Below are 18,054 nucleotides of genomic sequence, written 5' to 3'. Positions count from 1 at the left end.
GGCGTTGCCGGTCCCAAGCGCCACCCCGCAAGGGGTGACAAAGGTGGGGAGCCGTGACAGGAGGCCCCGGACCCGAAGCGAGCGGAGGAGGGGAGAGCTTGAGCGACCGCGACACCCTCGACCACGAGCGCCTTGCCGATGCGCCGTCGATCGCGCTCGACGAGCCCGAGCGCGAGGTGATGGACTCCGAGGACCGGCTCCGTCCCGAATTCGTCGAACGGGTCCTCGATGCGGTTCACGACGGCGACGCCGAGACCGCGCGCGAGCTGGTCGCGCCGCTCCACCCCGCCGACGTCGCCGATCTCATCGAGCTCGCCCGCGCCGACGAGCGCGAGGGGCTGGTCGCGACGCTCGCCGAACTGGTCGACGCCGACGTGTTGGCCGAATTGAACGAGCACGTCCGCGAGATCCTCGTCTCCGAAATGGCGCCCGAGCGGGTCGCCGAGATCGCCGGGGAGCTCGATACCGACGACGCGGTCGCGATCATCGAGGACCTCGAGGAGGACGAGCAGCGCGCCGTGCTCCGCGCGATGGAGCCCGACGACCGGGCCGCGATCGAGGAAGCGCTTACCTATGGCGAGGAGACCGCCGGCCGCCTGATGCAGCGGGACCTGATCGCGGTCCCGACGCACTGGAATGTCGGCCAGGTGATCGATTACCTCCGCTCCGAGCCCGACCTTGCCGACGATTTCTGGGAAGTGTTCGTGGTCTCGCCCGCGCACCATCCGGTCGGAACCTGCAAGCTCTCGACCATCCTGCGCTCGCCGCGCGCGACCCTCGTCGCCGACATCATGGCGGTGGAGCAGACCCTGATCCCGGTCGACATGGACCAAGAGGACGTCGCGCTGCGCTTCCAGAAATATGCGCTGGTCTCGGCCGCGGTAGTCGATTCGAGTGGCCGGCTGGTCGGCATGATCACGGTCGACGACATCGTCCACATCATCCAGCAGGAAGCCGGCGAGGACGTGCTGCTGCTGGCCGGCGCGGGCGAGGGCGACATCAACGAGCCGCTCGCCCCGACCATCCGCCGGCGGCTGACCTGGCTGGTGATCAACCTCGGCACCGCCATCCTCGCGGCGAGCGTGGTCGGCTTCTTCCAGTCCGAGATCGCCGCCTTCGCGCTGCTCGCGGTGCTGATGCCGATCGTCTCCGGCATGGGCGGCAATGCCGGCACCCAGACGCTGGCGGTGACCGTCCGCGCGCTCGCGACCAACCAGCTGACCAGCTCGAACACCGTCCGGATGTTCGCCCGCGAATTCAAGATCGCGCTCGCCAACGGGCTCTCGCTCGGGCTGCTGATCGGCACCGGGGTCGCCTTCCTGTTCGGCAACACCCAGCTCGGCCTCGTCATCGCGGCGGCGATGATCATCAACAATCTCGTCGCGGGGATCGTCGGGATCATGGTCCCGGTGACGCTCGAGCGGCTGCGGATCGATCCCGCCGTCTCCTCGGCGGTCTTCGTCACCACCGCGACCGACGTGATGGGCTTCTTCTCGTTCCTCGGGCTTGCGGCCGCAGTTGGCCTCCACGGCTAAGCGCTTGATCGGGTGGCCCTAATGGCCACATAGCGGTCCCGTGCCACTCCATCTCACCAAGGTCGCGGTCGGTTGCCGGACGATCGAGTCGCTCGAAAAGCGATTCGCGACCCGTGCGAACGGGGGCGAGGTGCGGGTGGTCACCCGGATGCGGCCCAAGCGCATGGCCGAACTGCTCGAGGGCGGCGCGCTCTACTGGATCGTCAAGCACCGGATCATCGCCTGCGCGGCGATCCTGCGCTTCGAGGACCGGTCCGACGGCCGGCTCGACATCGTCTGTTCGGAGCAATTGCAGGCGGTCCCGCCGCTGCCCAAGCGCGCGCACCAGGGCTGGCGCTACCTTGCCCACGAGGATGCGCCGAAGCCCGGCGACAATGATGACACGGGGCTCAGCCTGCTCCCGCCCGGGCTCTACGGACGGCTGTCGGCGCTGGCCTTGCTCTAGCGGGTCACCCGGCAGCCGCTGACCATCGCCGAGCCGATCGCCTTGACGATGCAGGCCGGCTCGCCCGAGACGCGGACCTGGACCGGCCCCGCGGCGGTGATTTTGGCCTCGCGCCGCGCCTGGATGGCGGCATCGCCCGCGCCGTCGGCCGAGAGGACGACTTCGTCGGCCGCGAGCGCATCAGCGGCGAGCGAGGCCGTTCCGCGATTGAGGTAGCTCGCCATTTTGGCGGTGCCCGCGAGCGACAGCTTGCCGCTGCCCTGCGCGGCGGCATTGACCTTGTCGGCGGCGATCCGGCCGACGCTCAGCACCCCCGACCCCTGCATCGCGAGATCGACCGAGAGCCCGTCCATCCGGTCGATGGCAAGGCTTCCGGCACCGACCATCAGCGCGGTCCGGAGGCTGGGAGTCGAGAGCATGATCCGCACCGGGGACCCGCTGCCGTCGCTCCCGAACCCGCTGCGCTGGCGCAGGATGAGCGTGGTGCCCTCGACCCTAAGGTCGATCGCGTCGAGCGCCTGCGGGCTGCCTTCGGCGCGGGCCGAGGGCGCGCGGCCGGTGGTAAGCGTCACCGCATAGGGTGCTTCCATCCGGATCCGGTCGAAGCTGGTCACGGTGAAGGTCCGCGGGAGCCCGGCCGCGCTCAGCGGGGTCGAGGCGGCGAGCAGGAAGAGGGCGAGGTGGCGGGTCATGGCGCCACTTGTCGCCCAACTTGGTTAACGGACCTTCAAGCCGGCCTCACGAGCAGCGGATGTCGCCGCTTCCGTGCTTGGCCGTCTCGCAGCGGGCGCCGCCGCCGATCTCGATGTCGCCCGAGCCGTTGATCTTGGCGCTGGCGGTCTCCGAGGCATAAGCGCGGATGCTGCCACTGCCCGCGATCGACGCGTCGGCCCTCCGGGTCTTCACCCCGCCCGCGTCGAGATCGCCCGACCCGGCGATCTTGTAGCTCGCCTGCTCGGCCTGCCCCGCCGCCTTGACCGAGCCCGAGCCGGCGATCGCGAGCTTCAGCTCCTTCACCTGCACCGCGCCGAGCCGGAGGTCGCCCGAGCCGGCGATCTCGCTGCTGAAGCGCTCGCCCGCGACCCGGTCGACGTCGATGTCGCCCGAGCCCGCTACCCGGACCCCCTCGAGCGCGGGCACGGTGACGGTGACCACCGCCTTGCCGCTGTTCCAGCCCCAGTTAAGCCAGCCCTTGTTCTGGGGGCGGACGCGAAGTTCGCCGTCCTCGACCGCGACCTCCATCCGGTCGATCAATTCCTGCGGGCCCGAGGCCGTCACCGATGCCGCCTTGCCGGTCGCGACCCGGACGTCGAACGGCCCGGCGACCTCGAGCCGGGTGAAGTCGCCGACCGGGAAGGAGCGGCTGACGGTGGGACCAGCGGATTCGGCGCGGCCCGCCGAGCAGCCCGCCAGCGCCATCGACGCGATCGCGCCCGCCAGAAGAATTCGCATGCCTGTTCCCCTTGCTGCTGTATTGCATACCTAATACAGTTACCGAGGCGGGATGGCAAGCGGGCGGCGGACATGAAAAGGCGCCACCCTCGCGGGCAGCGCCTCTCTCGTTCGGAGGTGGAAGGGAGCTTAGTCCTCGACCACTTCCTTGGTCTTGTGATGCACGAGCGCGGCCTTGTTCAGGATCTCGTGGATCTTGGCCAGCGCCGACTTCTCGTCGGTCTGCTCCATCGCGCCGAGTTCGCGCGCGAGGCGCGAGGCGGCGGCCTCGAAGATCTGCCGTTCCGAATAGCTCTGCTCGGGCGCATCGTCCGGGCGGAACAGGTCGCGGGTCACCTCGGCGATCGACGACAGGTCGCCCGAGTTGATCTTCGCTTCATATTCCTGGGCGCGGCGCGACCACATGGTGCGCTTGACCTTGGGCTTGCCCTTCAGGATCTCGAGCGCGGCCAGCATGGTCTTGTCGCTCGACAGCTTGCGCATGCCGACCGAGTCGGCCTTGTTGACCGGAACGCGGAGAGTCATCTTCTCCTTCTCGAAGCGCAGGACGTAGAGCTGCAGGCTGGTGCCCGCGATCTCCGTGCTCTGCAGTTCAACGACCCGACCGACACCATGCTTGGGGTAAACCACGTAATCGCCAACGTCGAAGCTAAGCGCCTTCGCTGCCATTCTTCACCTTTCCAGATGCGAGATGCGTGTCATGCCCTTTTGCGGTGCCCCCAAGTCGCTCCGCGGCATGTGCCTCTCTTTGTGCGGCCAGGACCTCCGAGAACGTCGGACCTGCGTTACCAGTTGCGAATGAGGCCGCCCGCATGAACATGCAGGTCGGCCCCTGTGTCACCAGTATTTAACACAAACCTATTCAAATCGCCAGCCCCAGTTGACGCGGAACCGGGTCATTAACCTCGATTAGGTTGGACAGGCCGAGCCCCAGCAGGCGGACGCCGCGCGGCACGGGAAGAAGCTGGTTAAGGAGAAAGTGGCCCGCCGCGGCGAAGGTTGCCGGATCGGCGACCGGATCGACGAAGCTCTTCGCCCGGCTGATCAGCTGGAAGTCCGAATATTTGACCTTGAGGGTCACCGTATGCCCCTCGGCGCGCGCCCGGCTGATCCGCTCCCAGGCGAGGCCGGCGACTCGCTCGAGTTCGCGGTGCAGGTCCTCGGGCGCGTGATAATCCTCGTTGAAGGTCCGCTCGGCGCTGACCGACTTGGCCTGACGGCTACTCCGCACCGGGCGGTCGTCGAGCCCGCGCGCGATCCGCCAGTACCAGTCGCCGCTGCTCCCGAACCGGCCCTTCAATTCGTCGAGGCTGAGCTGCTGGAGGTCAGCCCCGGTGTGAATGCCGAGCCGCTCGAGCCGCTCGGCGGTCTTGGGGCCGATCCCGTGGAAGCGCCCCACCGGCAGCGAGGCGATGTAGCGCTGCGCCTGTTCGGGCCGGATGACGCACAGGCCGTCGGGCTTGTTCTGGTCGCTGGCGAGCTTGGCGACGAACTTGCAGTAGGAGACCCCGGCCGAGGCGGTCAGCCCGGTCTCGGCCCGGATACGGGTCCGGATCGCCTCGGCGATCGCCCTTGCCGAGCCAAGGCCGTGGCGGTCCTCGCTGACGTCGAGATAGGCCTCGTCGAGGCTCAAGGGTTCGATGAGGTCGGTATAGTCGGCGAAGATCGCCCGGATCTGTGCCGACACGGCCTTGTAGGCGTCAAAGCGCGGCTTGACGAAGACGAGGTCGGGGCAGCGGCGCTTGGCGGTGACCGAGGGCATGGCCGAGCGGACCCCGAACTGCCTCGCCTCGTAGCTGGCCGCGGCAACCACCCCGCGATGGCCACCGCCCACCGCGACCGGAAGCCCGCGCAGCGCGGGATTGTCGCGCTGCTCGACGCTGGCGAAGAAGGCGTCCATGTCGACGTGGATGATCTTGCGCACGGCAAGCGTCGTTTCGGGGGCGTGGTCGGGGAGCGGAGACGAGGCCGGCGCGTTCACGCCCCGTTCCCTACCTTGGCTTGGGCGGAGAGTCATGCTTTAGGGCCGCCAAACCTCATCTTCCGGGAAGATTCATGAACATCCACGAATATCAGGCCAAGGAACTGCTCGCGAAGTACGGCGTCGCGGTGCCCGCCGGCCATGCCGCGATGAGCGTCGAGGAAGCGGTCGAGGCGGCCAAGCGGCTCCCCGGGCCGCTGTGGGTCGTCAAGGCGCAGATCCACGCCGGCGGCCGCGGCAAGGGCAAGTTCAAGGAGCTCGGCCCCGACGCCAAGGGCGGTGTCCGCCTGGCGAAGTCGATCGAGGAAGTCCGCGCCCACGCCGAGGAGATGCTTGGCAAGACCCTGGTGACCATCCAGACCGGCGAGCATGGCAAGCAGGTCCAGCGCCTCTACATCACCGACGGCGTCGACATCGCGAAGGAATATTATCTCGCGCTCCTCGTCGACCGCGAGACCGGCCGGATAGCGGTGGTCGCCTCGACCGAGGGCGGCATGGACATCGAGACCGTGGCGCATGACACGCCCGAGAAGATCCACACCATCACCATCGATCCGGCGACCGGGCTCATGCCGCACCACGGCCGCGCCGTGGCCGCCGCGCTCGGCCTCACCGGCGACCTTGCCAAGCAGGCCGCCAAGGTGCTCGCCGGCCTCTACGCCGCCTTCCTCGGCAGCGACGCCGAGCAGATCGAGATCAACCCGCTCGCGGTTACCGACGGCGGCCAGCTGATGGTCCTCGACGCCAAGGTCGGCTTCGACGGCAACGCCATGTTCCGCCACAAGGACATCGCCGAGTTGCGCGACCTCACCGAAGAGGATCCGATGGAAGTCGAGGCGTCGAAGTACGACCTCGCCTACATCAAGCTCGATGGCGATATCGGCTGCATGGTCAACGGCGCCGGCCTCGCCATGGCGACGATGGACATCATCAAATTGAACGGCGCCTTCCCGGCCAACTTCCTCGACGTCGGCGGCGGCGCCAACAAGGAGAAGGTCACCGCGGCGTTCAAGATCATCCTCGCCGATCCGGCGGTGAAGGGGATCCTGGTCAACATCTTCGGCGGCATCATGAAGTGCGACATCATCGCCGAGGGCATCGTCGCCGCCGCGCGCGAGGTCGACCTCAAGGTGCCGCTGGTGGTTCGCCTCGAGGGCACCAACGTCGCCGAGGGCAAGGCCATCCTCGCCAATTCGGGCCTGCCGATCGTCGCCGCCAACGACCTCGGCGATGCGGCGGCCAAGATCGTCGCGGAAGTGAAGAAGGCGGCTTAGTTGTTATTTGATACCAACTACCTGCCAGACCCTTGGCTGTTGTGGTTGGGTGGAGTGGGTTTCGGCTTCCTTCCGGCACTTTACGGAGGTGAACGCTGGGGCCTTAGATCGTTGAGTGTGTTGCTCATTCTGATCCTGTTTGTTGGACCATTGACGATGTTTACGTTGTGGCTCGCTGCCGCTTTCATCGTTCCGGTCGCTGCAACGGGCGGGTGGGCGGGCTTAGCCGCAAGAGCCGCGTGGCTGAGGTTCGGAGGGAAGAAATGAAGGTACTCGTCGCGGTCAAGCGCGTGATCGACTATAACGTGAAGCCCCGGGTGAAGATGGACGGCACCGGCGTCGATCTCGCCAACGTCAAGATGAGCATGAACCCCTTCGACGAGATCGCCGTCGAGGAAGCCATCCGCCTCAAGGAGAAGGCCGGAGCGACTGAAATCGTGGTCGTGTCGGTCGGCCCGCAGAAGGCGCAGGAAACGATCCGCACCGCGCTTGCCATGGGCGCCGACCGCGGCATTCTCGTGCAGACCGACGACGAGGTCGAGCCGCTTGCCGTCGCCAAGATCCTGGCGAAGATCGTCGAGGAAGAGCAGCCGCAGGTCGTGCTGCTGGGTAAGCAGGCGATCGACGACGATTCGAGCCAAGTCGGGCAGATGCTCGGCGCGCTGACCGGCTATGGCCAGGGCACCTTCGCCTCGAAGGTCGAGATCAATGGCGACAGCGCGCACGTCACCCGCGAGGTCGATGGCGGGCTCGAGACCGTCGCGATCAAGCTGCCGGCGATCGTCACCACCGACCTTCGCCTCAACGACCCGCGCTATCCCTCGCTGCCCAACATCATGAAGGCCAAGTCGAAGCCGCTCAGCACCAAGGCGCCGGCCGATTACGGCGTCGACACCGCGCCGCGGCTCGAGACGCTCAAGGTCGCCGAGCCCGCCAAGCGCCAGGGCGGCGCCAAGGTCGGGTCGGTCGACGAACTGGTCGCCAAGCTCAAGTCTCTCGGAGTTGTCGCATGAAGATCCTGGTTCTCGGCGAACATGCCCACGGCAAGGTCAAGGATTCTACCCTCGCCACCCTTGGTGCCGCGGCCAAGCTCGGCGGCGACACCGACCTTCTGCTGATCGGCAGCGAAGCGCAGGGCGCCGCTGACGACGCCAAGTCGATTGGCGGCGTCGCCAAGGTGCTGGTCGCTGCCGACGCCGGCCTCGACCATGAATTGGCCGAGAGCGTCGCCCCGCTGCTTCACCGTCTGATGGAGGGCTATGACGTCCTCCTCGCCAGCTCGACCACCACCGGTCGCAACATCGCGCCGCGCGTCGCCGCCTTGCTCGACGTCGCGCAGGTCAGCGACATCATCGCGGTCGAGGGTCCGGACACCTTCCAGCGCCCGATCTACGCCGGCAACGCCATTGCGACCGTCCGCTCGAAGGATGCCAAGAAGGTCATCACCGTGCGCGGCACCGCCTTCACCAAGGCCGAGCGCGGCGCAGGTTCGGCCGCGGTCGAGACCGTCGACGCGGGCGTCAGCAACGGCGTGACCTCCTTCGTCTCGGCCGAGGCCAGCGAGAGCGAGCGGCCCGAGCTGACCAGCGCCAAGATCATCGTCTCGGGCGGCCGTGCGCTCGGCTCCTCGGAGCAGTTCCATGCGCTCATCGATCCGCTTGCCGACAAGCTCGGCGCCGCGGTGGGTGCGAGCCGCGCGGCGGTCGATGCGGGCTATGCGCCGAACGACTATCAGGTCGGCCAGACCGGCAAGATCGTCGCGCCGGAGCTCTATGTCGCGGTCGGCATCTCGGGCGCGATCCAGCATCTCGCGGGCATGAAAGACTCCAAGGTCATCGTCGCGATCAACAAGGACGAGGAAGCCCCGATCTTCCAGATCGCGGACGTCGGCCTGGTCGGCGACCTGTTCAAGCTCGTCCCCGAGCTGACCGAAAAGCTGTAAATTTCCGACGATCGGCCCGGCGCTTGCGTCGTCGGGCCGATCGTCTAGCCTCTTCCGGGCCGGATCGTCTGGGTCGAAGAGTAAGCTTATGTCGCGCGTTCGGGCGGTCGCCCTGATCCTCTCCCTCCTCGCGTCCGGTATCGCTCAGGCCGCCCCGGTCCCGCTGGCACCGGCGGGCAAGTGGAACCTCCACTATGCCGAGAACAGCTGCCAACTGAAGCGCAACTTCGGCGATCCCGCCAATCCCACGACCCTGGTCTTCGAGCGGATCACCCCGTCGTCGCCACTCACCATGATGGTGTTCGGCGATCCGCTTCGCGCCAAGATGGAAAGCGGGTCCGCGACGGCGGTCTTCCTTCCGTTCGCCAAGGTTCGCTTTCGCGAAGGCGACGTCGCCGAGACCATCGATACGAAGAAGACCGCGCTTTTGTGGACCAGCGTCAATCTGATGGACGGAGCCGAACCGCCCCGGCCGCCAAAGAAAGGCGAGCGTTATCGGCGGGACCTCGCGCGCAAGGCTGCCGACCTCGCGCTGGAATCGGCCAATGCCGCAAAGGTGACCGGCATCCAGGTCACCGAACCCGGAGCGCACAGCGTCGTCCTTGCGACGGGCCCGCTCGACAAGGGCCTCGCGATGATGCGCCAATGCGCGCGCGAGCAGCTGGCCGATTGGGGTGTCGATCCCGACCTCGAGGACAGGATCGTGGTCCCGGCGCGCTCGAAGACGTTCCTCGGCACCTACCTCAAGTCCTCCGACTATCCCCGCGATGCGCTGAGCCAGGGCAAGCAGGCGATCCTCCAAGCGCGCCTCAACGTCGGCGCGGACGGCAAGGTGACCAATTGCACCAGCCTGACCGCCTTTCGCGCGCCCGAATTCGCCAATGTCGTTTGCCGAAGCCTGTCGAAGGCCGAGTTCGAACCGGCCGAGCTCGAGGACGGCACCAAGGTACCGAGCTACATCACGACGACGATTCGCTACGAGATCTGAGTCCGGCTCAGAAGGCCGAAAGGAAGCCCGCAACATTGGCGCCGAGCGCCTCGACCGCATAACCACCCTCGAGCACCACGAGTGTCGGCACCCCCAGCGCCGCCGCGCGCGCACCGAGCGCGGCGTAGTCGGCGGTGCGGATCGCGAAGTGGCTGATGGGATCGCCCTCGAAGGTATCGGCGCCGAAGCTCACCACCAGCACCTCGGGCGAGTCCTCGGCCAGCCAGTCGCAGGCCTGCGCCAGCGCGGCGTCATAGGCCGCGAAGGCGGTCCCGCGCGGCAGCGGCAGGTTGAGGACGTTGCTCCCGCTCTCCTCGGCATGACCCCAGAAGAAGGGATAGTCGGTCCTGGGATCGGCGTGGAGCGAGGCGAAGCGGACCCCGTCGCGCCCCGTGACGATGTCCTGCGTCCCGTTGCCGTGATGGTAGTCGATGTCGAGGATGGCGGTGCGCCGTCCCGAGGCCAGCGCCGCGATCGCCGCCCAGTTGAGATAGGAATAGCCGCCCATGTAACCGGGCCCGGCATGATGCCCCGGCGGCCGCGTGAGCGCGAAGGCATGCTCGCCCGCCTGCACCGCGTCCAGCGCGGCGAGCAACGTCTTCATTCCCGCCATCAGCGCCGGCCAGGTGCCGTCGGCGATCGGCGCGCAGGTGTCGTAGCAATGCTGGCCGAGGCGGGCGTCGATCCGCTCCAGCGCGAGAGGCCGCCGCACGACCGGAAAGGCATAGGGCAGGACGTCCCCGCTCCGTCCCGCGGCCCGCCATTCGGCATAGGCACTGCGCAGGAGATCGAGATAGTCCGCATCATGCGCCAGCGCCGCCGCGGCCAGCAGCGCGGCCTCGGGCCGGTCGGCCGGCGCCTCCCACGGGCCGATCGCCGCGAGCACCGAGTCGACCCGCTCGACCACGTCGGCGGCGGGGTGGAGCGCGCCGTTGAAGAATTCCTGCGTGGGGCGGTGGGCGCGCTGCCCCTCGTGCCAGAAGCCGCGCATCAGCGCCGCAGGTCGCTCGGCAGGGTGGGCTCGCTCAGTAGCTGCTTCATCCGGGCCCAGCGCTCTTTCGGCGTGGCGAAGCGCTCGACGTCCTGCGCCACCATGTCGCGGCCGATGTTGTAGTTGATGACGTAGGATCGATATTGCCTGGTGAAGGCGATCGACTGCTTCGCCCGCGCTTCGCCCACCAGCTGATATTTCTGCGTGAGCCGCACCGCCTCCGCTTCGTCGATCTGGCCGTCGAGCAGTTGCTGGGCGATCGTGTTGCGCGCCGGCCCGAGGTCGCGGATCGCGTCGAGCAACGCATCGTAGCGCGCCACCTCGCTGCCAGGCAGGCCGGCGATCGGGGCCAGCACCGCGGCTTCATACTGGGCCTTGCGCGGCGCCGGGAAGGCGAGGTCGATGCCGTAGTTCGCCGAGCCTTCGGCCAGCAGCGACTGCGGCGAGAAGAGCGGATAGACGGTGAACTCGGTCCAGCCCTTGCCCTTGACCAGCTCCTCCTCGAGCAGCGTGTTCAGGACATGATGGCCGGGATAGCCCTCGTGGCAGCCGAGATCGATCGCGCGACTGAGACGGATCGGCAAGTCGGTGTTGATCTCGATCCGGCTGTGGTCGTTGCCGAGATAGTAATTGTAGCCCGACCAGCTCTTGCCGGTGACGAAGGCGAGGTCGAAGCGCTCGCGCGAGGGCAAGGCGATATTCTCGACCGTGGCCTGGCGGCAGGCGGAGATCGCCTGACGGAAGACGGGTTCGAGCTTCTCGCGCGGGATGGTGAAGCGGTTCTGATAGGCCTCGACCCGGTCGGCGAGCGTGCCGCTCCCGGGGACGAGGGCCTCGATCCGCGACAGGACCGGGTCATAGCTCGCCAGTGGTTTGATCTCGGGGCGAACGCCGAACAGGCCCTGCGCTTCCTCGACGAACGGCAATTTCTCGCCCTGCAGCATCCGCAGCCGGGTCGCGGCGGCAGTGAGCTGCGCGGAGAGGAAGGCGGCGCGGCGCGGCTCGCTGGCGGACAGCTGGTCGACCCGGGCCTTGAGCGCCGAGACCCGGCCGGCGAGGGCGGGAAGGTCGCTCGCGGCAGCCAGCTTCTGTCCTTCGGCCTTGAGCGCCGGATCGCCGTAATAAGCGTCGATAAAGCCGTCTTCCTTCTCGCCGATGGCGAGCTGAAGCACGACGTAGTCGCGCGCGACGTCGTTCCAGCCGGAGGTCCCGGTGGAGACGGTGGCGCAGGCCGCGAGGCTCAGCGCAGCGGCGGCGATGAATAGGGATCGTTGCATACGGTGGGGTCCTCGTCGGCATCCTCGCCGAAAATTTCGTCGCATTCCTCGCGGTCGCGCGGAAGGTCGGGGGTGGGCTTGGTCAGCAGGAGCAGGGCGGTGCCGGCGATGCCCGCGAGGAGCGAACCGAGCAGGGTGCCGATCTTCGCCTCGTCGACCAGCATTCGGTCGGCGAAGGCCAGTTCGCCGATGAACAGGCTCATGGTGAAGCCGACCCCGCACAGCAGCGCCGCGCCGTAGACGTGGGTCCAGCGCAGCCCCTCGGGCTTACGCGCGAGGCCGACGCGGTCGGAGAGCCAGATCGCGCCGAACACGCCCGCCTGCTTGCCGATGAACAGGCCGGCGGCGATCGCCAGCGGCAGGGGCGCCAGCACGGCGTCGAGTCCGCCGACGGTCACGCCCGCACTGGCAAAGCCGAACAGGGGCACGATCCCGAACATGACCAGCGGATGCAGCCGATGCTCGAGCCGCTTCAGGGGCGAGACCGCCTCGCCGCGGCCGAGCGGGATGGTGAGCGCGGCGACCACCCCGGCGATGGTGGCATGGACCCCCGACTGGAACACCGCGATCCACAGCACCGGGAACAGCAGCAGGTAAGGCCACAGCCGCCGCACGCCGAACAGGTTGAGCAGCGCCATAACGCCGGTGGTCAGCGCCGCCAGTGCGAGCGCGGTCATGCTGATCTTGGCGGTGTAGAAGAAGGCGATGATCGCGACCGCGCCGATGTCGTCGATGATCGCGATGGTGACGAGGAGGAGCTTGATCCCCGCCGGCGCCCGGGTCCCGAGCAAGGCGAGCAGGCCGAGCGCGAAGGCGATGTCGGTCGCGGCGGGAATGGCCCAGCCGGGCTTCAGCGCCGGATCGAAGCCGCTGACGAGGAGGAATACCAGCGCCGGCACCGCCATGCCCACCGCCGCCGCGACGATCGGCAGCCGCCGGGCCTCGGGCGTGGCGAGCTGGCCGTCATACCATTCGCGCTTCACTTCCAACCCGACGAGCAGGAAGAACAGCGCCATCAGCGCATCGGCGATCCAGTAATGGACCGACAGCGGCCCGAGCTTCGCCTCGAGCAGCGCATGATAGCCATGCTCAAGCGGGCTGTTGGCGACCACCAGCGCGGCGGCGGCGGCCGCCATCAGCAGCAGGCCGGCGGTCCGGTCGTGATTGGCGGCGGGGGCGGCGGACATGCCGACGACATGCCCGCCACCCTTGGCTCATGCAACCGAAAGCGGGTCAGGCGTCGGCGGGCGCGCGCACCTCGACCTCGAGGGTCATTTCGACGTTCAGCGCCTTGCTGATCGGGCAATTGGCCTTGGCCTCCTCGGCCAGCCGGCGAAGCTCGCTTTCCTCGATCCCCGGCACGCTGGCGACGAGGCGGAGGTCCGAGCGGCTGATCTTGAAGCCCGCGCCATCCTGGTCGAGCTTGACCCGCGCCTCGGTCTCGAGGCTGCCCTCGGTCGCCCCGGCATTGGCGAGGCCGAAGCTCAGCGCCATGGTGAAGCAGCCCGCGTGCGCGGCGGCGATCAGTTCCTCGGGATTGGTCCCGGGCTCGCCCTCGAAGCGCGTGTTGAAGCCGTAGCGGCTCTGGTCGAGCACCTTCGACTGGGTCGAGATCCAGCCCTTGCCGGTTTTGCCGAGGCCCTCGTAGCGGGCGGTGGCGGTGCGGGTGATCATGGGTGGGGCTCCTTCGCTGGTGGTCCAAGGGACAGGTAGGGTGTCCTGGCCCAGCTGCAACGGATGAGGCGGGCGGCCGTTCACCCGGCATGACCAATGCCGCCCCCCGTCCGCTTCGCCTGGGATTTCCGGTCAAGGTGATGGGCGTGCCCGGCCTCAAGTCGGGGGACAGCCGCCGCTGGCAGAAGAACCCGCACCTCAAATGCAGCCTCGAGCTGCTCGACCAGGTCCTCGACTATCTCCAGAAAGTCGAGATCGACATGTACCGGCTGAGTTCGGACATCGCGCCCTATGCGAACCACCCCGACCTGCCGCAGTTCCACAACATGGTCGCCGAGAGCGATGCCGAGCTGGCGGCGTTCGGGAAGAAGGCGCGCGAACTCGACATCCGCCTTTCCTTCCACCCCTCGCAATATGTGCTCCTCAACAGCCCCAATCCCGAGCTCACCGCCAAGTCGATCTGGGACCTGTCGAGCCAGGCCGAGATGCTCGACCGGATGGGTTGCGGACCCGAGGCGGTGCTCGTGACCCATGTCGGCGGGGTCTATGACGATCGCGAGGCCGCGCGGGCCCGCTGGCTCGAGGGCTATGCTTTATGCCCCGAACATGTGCGCCGCCGCCTGGTCCTCGAGAATGACGACATCCGCTTCTCGGCTGCCGACGTGCTCTGGATTCACGAGCGCTGCGGCGTGCGGTGCGTGTTCGACTACCAGCATTTCTGGTGCCTCAATCCCGAACGGCTCGACCTGCGCGACACGCTCGAGAAATTCCTCGCGACCTGGCCCGCGGGCGTGCGGCCCAAGATCCATTTCTCCTCGCCGCGGACCGAGCTTCGCGAGGTGAAGCGCAAGGTGACCCCGAAGCAGCGCGAGGCCGCGAAGGCCGGCAAGGGGAGGAAGTCGAACGAACTGACCCGTGCCCCGGTCAAGGCCACCGCCCGGGTCAAGACCGTGCTCCTGCCGCCGATCTGGACTGGCCACAGCGACTTCACCAACCCGTTCGAATTCGCGACCTTCATGCGCGATGCCGAGGGGCTCGAGTTCGACGTGATGATGGAGGGCAAGGCCAAGGACGTCTCGATCCTCAAGCTTCGTCCCGACCTTCTCCGTTTCGCGCCCGACGTCGCCGCGCGCTTCGGCATCTATCCCGAGGATGCTGCGGAACTGGCGGCGCAGGACAAGGCGCTCGAACAGGGCGTCAGCGCCGAGGCCGAGCCCGATGTCGACGAGGGCGGGCAGCCGGCCGCGCCCGAGGCGGCCGTGGCCTAGGCCGGTGAGGGAGTGACCACGATCTCGGTACGGTAGCGGCCGTTCTCGGTCCCGCGCGTCATCGTCCCGCCGAGCTGCTGAACCGAATGCGCGATCAGGCGCAGGCCGAGGCCGGTGCGGCTCCCCGGCGCGGCTTCGGTCTCGGTCTCGTCACCGGTGCGCGCGCCCGTGGCTTCGCTGGTCAGGCGGTAGCGGCCGCCGGTGAGCGCCTCGCCGCGGAACCGGATTTCCCCGCCCGCCTCGCCGACCGAATGCTTGACCGCATTGGCGGCGAGTTCGTTGACCACGGTGCCGAGGTTGGCGGCCTCGCGCGCTTCGACGTCGAACGGCGCGAACTCGCCGCTGACGTGGATCGCGGGCGGCTGCGACTGGTCGATCAGCGCGACCACCTCGCCAAGGTAGGTGGCAAGGTCGAGCCGCTGCCGCCCGCCGTCGCTGAGATGACGATGGAGCAGCGAGACGGTGTCGATCTGCTGCGCCACCCGGTCGAGCAACTGGAGCGCCGCCTTGTCGGCAGCGGTCCGTCGCTCGAGCCGGACGAACGCCGCGACGGTGCTCAGCGAATTCTTGATCCGGTGGTCGATCTCGTTGCGGATGACCTGCTCGGTCGCGATCGCCTGGCGCAGGTCGATCTGGGTCATCACCTGCCGGGCGAGCACCTCGAGCGCCTCGCGCTGGTGCGGCTCGAGCGTCCGCGGCCTGCGGTCGAGGACGCACAAGGTGCCGAGCGGGACGCCGGCAGCGGTGCGGAGGAGGGCACCGGCATAGAAACGCAGGCCATCCTCGCCCTGGCAGAGCGGATTGTCGCGGGTGCGCTCGTCGGCATGGGTGTCGGGGATCTCGACGAAGCTGTTCTCGCGGATGACGTGCGCGCAGATCGACTGCTCGATCGGGGTTTCGCTGCAGGCCAGGCCGACCTCGGCCTTGAACCACTGGCGGTCTGCGTCGACCAGCGAGACCAGGGCCACGGGGACGTCGCACAGCCGCGCCGCCAGGGCGACGATTTCGTCGAAGTCCTGTTCGCGTGGGGTGTCGAGGATGTTGAAGGACCGCAATGCGGCCAGCCGGTAATCGGAAGCCTGCTCGGGTGACGCGTCCATGAAAACCCTTCTTGCAACCGAACTTGCGGGACTACGCAAGCATTGGCGCGGCTAGGGAAGGAGTGGTGCCCAGAGCCGGGATCGAACCAGCGACACTGCGATTTTCAGTCGCATGCTCTACCAACTGAGCTATCTGGGCCCACGGGTCCGCGGGCAGGCCGAATGGCCTTGCGAGCGGCTCCCCTAACGGTCGTCTGATGCGCTGTCCAGCCCGGGATCGGCCGGCGGGCCCGGAATCCGATATCCTTCCCCCAGCCATTGAAGGAGGTCGCGATCCTTGCAGCCGCGGCTGCAGAAGGGGGCGTGGTCGGGTGCGGGCGGTTTGCCGCACAGGGGGCAGGGCTTAGGCTGGTTCGACATCGAGGTCGGAGATGGCGACGCCCGGCTTCGCCCGCAAGGCAATCGCGCCACCGCGCTGCCGGGCGAGCGCCTCGAGCCAGTCGGGCCGGGCGGCGAGCAGCGCCTCGACCCGGGGATGGACCACGAGGGTCGCAGGCCCGTGGCCCTCGCGCGCGGCGCGGCGGAGGGCGGCGCGGGCGGCGAAGCCGGCGCGATCGTGGGCAAGCTCGATCAGCGAGGCCCGGCGGCGCGGTCGGACCAGCTGGAGGAAGCCGAAGCCGTTGACCGCGGTCCGCTCGAACGCCTCGTTCCCAAGCGCGTGGTCGAGGGTCTCGGCGACCCGCTGGCGGATCTCCTTGCCCGGGGTCGAGGGGAAATCGATCCCGATGCTCCCCTGGAGGTCGAGCCGCCTTATCGCCGCCCCCGCGGCGGCGGCGGCGCGCACGGCAAGCTCGGCACCGGGCAGCCAGCCATCGACGTCGATCACGGTCATCGCCGGGGTGAGCGCGATCAGCAATTCACCGCCGTCGAAGGCGACCCGCCCGCTTGCCGCTTGCTCGAGGAGCTCGTCCCATCCCGCCCGGCCCAGCACGTCGCTGCCGCCGGGGAAGACGAGGTCGCGGGCCGCCGGCGCATCCGATGTGGGGCTCGTGTCGGTGGCCGGCCTGCCCAGCGCCCGCTTCCACGGTTCGAGCCCGGGAAATTTCGGCCGGACGATCTCGAGGTCGAAGCGGCCGCCCTCGGTCACGCCCGCGGGCCGCGAACGAAGCAGCACCTCGCTCCCGTCGTCGAGCCGGGCAAGCGGGCGCGGCGCCACGGCGGCCAGACGGGCGGACAGCCGCGTGCCGGCGAGGAGCATGTCGTCGGGGAGGATTCGGGCGGCGAGGATCGTCTCGTCGTCGAGGAGGGCCAGCCGGGTCTCGCCGATCCCGCGCTCGCGGACCCACTCAGGCAAGCGCGTAGCCCGCGCTCTTCAGGAGGTGGCGGGTTTCGGCCAGCGGCAGGCCGACCACGTTCGACCAGCTCCCGGCCATGAACCGGACATAGACCTCGCCATAACCCTGGAGCGCATAGCCGCCGGCCTTGCCGCGCCACTCGCCGTGCCCGGCATAATAGTCGATTTCCTCGTCGGAGAGCCGCTTCATCGCGATCACCGTCTCGACGATCCGGGTTCGCACGCGGCCACCGGGCTCGGCCAGCGCGACCCCGGTCAGCACCTTGTGGCGGCGGCCCGAAAGCAGCGCCATGCACTGGCGGAGCGTCGCTTCGTCCTCGACCTTGGGCAAGATCCGGCGTCCGACCGCGACCACGGTGTCGGCCGACAGGACGAGTGCGCTGGGCTCGCGGGCGGAGACCGCGGCGGCCTTTTCCGCCGCCAGCCGAAGCGCGTGCGGGCGCGGCAGCTCGCCCCTGGCCGGTTCCTCGTCGATGTCGGCGGGGATCACCGCGTCGGGCGTGACGCCGATCCGGGCGAGCAGGTCGAGACGGCGCGGGCTCGCCGAGGCGAGGACCAGGCGCATGGGGACGGCCTAGCCGTTGTAGCCGGGCGGGCCCCCGCGGCCGGGCATGAAGCGGTAGGTGATGCGACCCTTGGTGAGGTCGTAGGGGGTCAGTTCGACCAGCACCTCGTCGCCGGTGAGCACGCGGATGCGGTTCTTGCGCATCTTGCCCGCCGTGTGTCCCAGGATCTCGTGGCCATTCTCGAGCTCGACGCGAAACATCGCGTTGGGGAGCAGTTCGACCACCCGCCCGCGCATCTCGAGAAGTTCTTCCTTGGCCATGCAAATC

General features: G+C 68.3%; 20 protein-coding genes and 1 tRNA gene. 7 read left to right on the top strand and 14 right to left on the bottom strand.

Translation table 11 applies throughout. From position 1 onward, the window contains the following. Positions 1-179: 179 nt before the first annotated feature. Positions 180-1,535, top strand: coding sequence for a magnesium transporter (gene mgtE, locus BS69_RS0108760; RefSeq protein WP_051676755.1), 1,356 nt, complete (start codon positions 180-182; stop codon positions 1,533-1,535). A 40-nt stretch (positions 1,536-1,575) separates the two neighbouring features. After that, positions 1,576-1,980, top strand: a complete 405-nt coding sequence (locus BS69_RS0108755) for a DUF1489 family protein (protein WP_029941572.1) — start codon at positions 1,576-1,578, stop codon at positions 1,978-1,980. Here BS69_RS0108755 and BS69_RS0108750 read toward each other — a convergent pair. The 4 genes from BS69_RS0108750 to dinB all read right to left on the bottom strand — a co-directional run bounded on the left by BS69_RS0108750 (position 1,977) and on the right by dinB (position 5,413). After that, positions 1,977-2,672: a GIN domain-containing protein gene (locus BS69_RS0108750; protein WP_029941571.1), complete on the bottom strand. Its 696-nt coding sequence runs from the start codon at positions 2,670-2,672 to the stop codon at positions 1,977-1,979. The two genes, BS69_RS0108755 and BS69_RS0108750, sit on opposite strands and share 4 nt — an antisense overlap. A 46-nt stretch (positions 2,673-2,718) precedes the next feature. Continuing rightward, positions 2,719-3,432, bottom strand: coding sequence for a head GIN domain-containing protein (locus BS69_RS0108745; RefSeq protein ID WP_029941570.1), 714 nt, complete (start codon positions 3,430-3,432; stop codon positions 2,719-2,721). Between the two features lie 129 nt (positions 3,433-3,561). After that, positions 3,562-4,101: a CarD family transcriptional regulator gene (locus BS69_RS0108740; RefSeq protein ID WP_029941569.1), complete on the bottom strand. Its 540-nt coding sequence runs from the start codon at positions 4,099-4,101 to the stop codon at positions 3,562-3,564. Between the two features lie 193 nt (positions 4,102-4,294). Continuing rightward, positions 4,295-5,413, bottom strand: coding sequence for a DNA polymerase IV (dinB, locus tag BS69_RS0108735; RefSeq protein WP_029941568.1), 1,119 nt, complete (start codon positions 5,411-5,413; stop codon positions 4,295-4,297). A gap of 74 nt (positions 5,414-5,487) precedes the next feature. Between dinB and sucC the strand changes: the two genes are divergently transcribed. From sucC to BS69_RS13720, 4 genes are all read left to right on the top strand, one after another. Continuing rightward, positions 5,488-6,687 (top strand): ADP-forming succinate--CoA ligase subunit beta, encoded by a 1,200-nt coding sequence (gene sucC, locus BS69_RS0108730; RefSeq protein ID WP_029941567.1) that lies wholly within the window; start codon positions 5,488-5,490, stop codon positions 6,685-6,687. Between the two features lie 263 nt (positions 6,688-6,950). Next, positions 6,951-7,700 carry an electron transfer flavoprotein subunit beta/FixA family protein gene (locus BS69_RS0108725; protein ID WP_029941566.1) on the top strand — a complete coding sequence of 250 codons (750 nt, stop codon included), beginning with the start codon at positions 6,951-6,953 and terminating at the stop codon, positions 7,698-7,700. Next, on the top strand, positions 7,697-8,629 hold the full coding sequence (locus BS69_RS0108720) for an electron transfer flavoprotein subunit alpha/FixB family protein (RefSeq protein ID WP_029941565.1): 933 nt from the start codon (positions 7,697-7,699) through the stop codon (positions 8,627-8,629). Before BS69_RS0108725 ends, BS69_RS0108720 begins: the two co-directional genes overlap by 4 nt. 88 nt (positions 8,630-8,717) lie before the next feature. Beyond that, positions 8,718-9,617 (top strand): energy transducer TonB, encoded by a 900-nt coding sequence (locus BS69_RS13720; protein WP_029941564.1) that lies wholly within the window; start codon positions 8,718-8,720, stop codon positions 9,615-9,617. Positions 9,618-9,624: 7 nt separating this feature from the next. Here BS69_RS13720 and BS69_RS0108710 read toward each other — a convergent pair whose 3' ends face one another. The 4 genes from BS69_RS0108710 to BS69_RS0108695 are packed head-to-tail and all read right to left on the bottom strand — an operon-like array spanning position 9,625 to position 13,559. Next, on the bottom strand, positions 9,625-10,608 hold the full coding sequence (locus BS69_RS0108710; RefSeq protein ID WP_029941563.1) for an arginase family protein: 984 nt from the start codon (positions 10,606-10,608) through the stop codon (positions 9,625-9,627). Then, positions 10,608-11,885 (bottom strand): hypothetical protein, encoded by a 1,278-nt coding sequence (locus BS69_RS0108705; RefSeq protein ID WP_029941562.1) that lies wholly within the window; start codon positions 11,883-11,885, stop codon positions 10,608-10,610. Before BS69_RS0108705 ends, BS69_RS0108710 begins: the two co-directional genes overlap by 1 nt. After that, entirely contained in the window at positions 11,849-13,072 is a 1,224-nt protein-coding gene (gene nhaA / locus BS69_RS0108700; protein WP_084184403.1) for a Na+/H+ antiporter NhaA, read from the bottom strand. Before nhaA ends, BS69_RS0108705 begins: the two co-directional genes overlap by 37 nt. Positions 13,073-13,118: 46 nt before the next feature. After that, positions 13,119-13,559 (bottom strand): OsmC family protein, encoded by a 441-nt coding sequence (locus tag BS69_RS0108695; RefSeq protein ID WP_029941560.1) that lies wholly within the window; start codon positions 13,557-13,559, stop codon positions 13,119-13,121. A gap of 89 nt (positions 13,560-13,648) precedes the next feature. On the opposite strand from BS69_RS0108695, the gene uvsE reads away from it, so the two are divergent. Next, positions 13,649-14,827 carry a UV DNA damage repair endonuclease UvsE gene (gene uvsE / locus BS69_RS0108690; protein WP_029941559.1) on the top strand — a complete coding sequence of 393 codons (1,179 nt, stop codon included), beginning with the start codon at positions 13,649-13,651 and terminating at the stop codon, positions 14,825-14,827. Here the strand turns inward: uvsE and BS69_RS0108685 are convergent. The 6 genes from BS69_RS0108685 to infA form a co-directional block, all read right to left on the bottom strand. After that, positions 14,824-15,927, bottom strand: a complete 1,104-nt coding sequence (locus BS69_RS0108685) for a GAF domain-containing protein (RefSeq protein ID WP_037504446.1) — start codon at positions 15,925-15,927, stop codon at positions 14,824-14,826. The two genes, uvsE and BS69_RS0108685, sit on opposite strands and share 4 nt — an antisense overlap. Before the next feature lie 63 nt (positions 15,928-15,990). Beyond that, a tRNA-Phe gene (locus BS69_RS0108680) sits at positions 15,991-16,066 on the bottom strand. A 44-nt stretch (positions 16,067-16,110) separates the two neighbouring features. Beyond that, a complete protein-coding gene (locus tag BS69_RS13990) occupies positions 16,111-16,287 on the bottom strand; it encodes a DNA gyrase inhibitor YacG (RefSeq protein ID WP_084184401.1) in 177 nt (58 codons plus the stop codon). After that, entirely contained in the window at positions 16,271-17,221 is a 951-nt protein-coding gene (locus BS69_RS0108675) for a ribonuclease E/G (protein ID WP_029941557.1), read from the bottom strand. The genes BS69_RS13990 and BS69_RS0108675 overlap by 17 nt, the downstream gene beginning before the upstream one ends. After that, positions 17,214-17,786, bottom strand: coding sequence for a Maf family protein (locus tag BS69_RS0108670; RefSeq protein WP_029941556.1), 573 nt, complete (start codon positions 17,784-17,786; stop codon positions 17,214-17,216). The genes BS69_RS0108675 and BS69_RS0108670 overlap by 8 nt, the downstream gene beginning before the upstream one ends. A gap of 9 nt (positions 17,787-17,795) precedes the next feature. Next, entirely contained in the window at positions 17,796-18,047 is a 252-nt protein-coding gene (infA, locus tag BS69_RS0108665; protein WP_029941555.1) for a translation initiation factor IF-1, read from the bottom strand. Positions 18,048-18,054: the final 7 nt, after the last annotated feature.

Origin of the sequence: Sphingomonas astaxanthinifaciens DSM 22298 (assembly GCF_000711715.1) — a bacterium.
Taxonomy (GTDB): domain Bacteria; phylum Pseudomonadota; class Alphaproteobacteria; order Sphingomonadales; family Sphingomonadaceae; genus Sphingomicrobium; species Sphingomicrobium astaxanthinifaciens_A.
The sequence above is the reverse complement of the archived record's forward strand: the minus strand, read 5'-3'. Positions and strand labels throughout refer to the sequence as shown.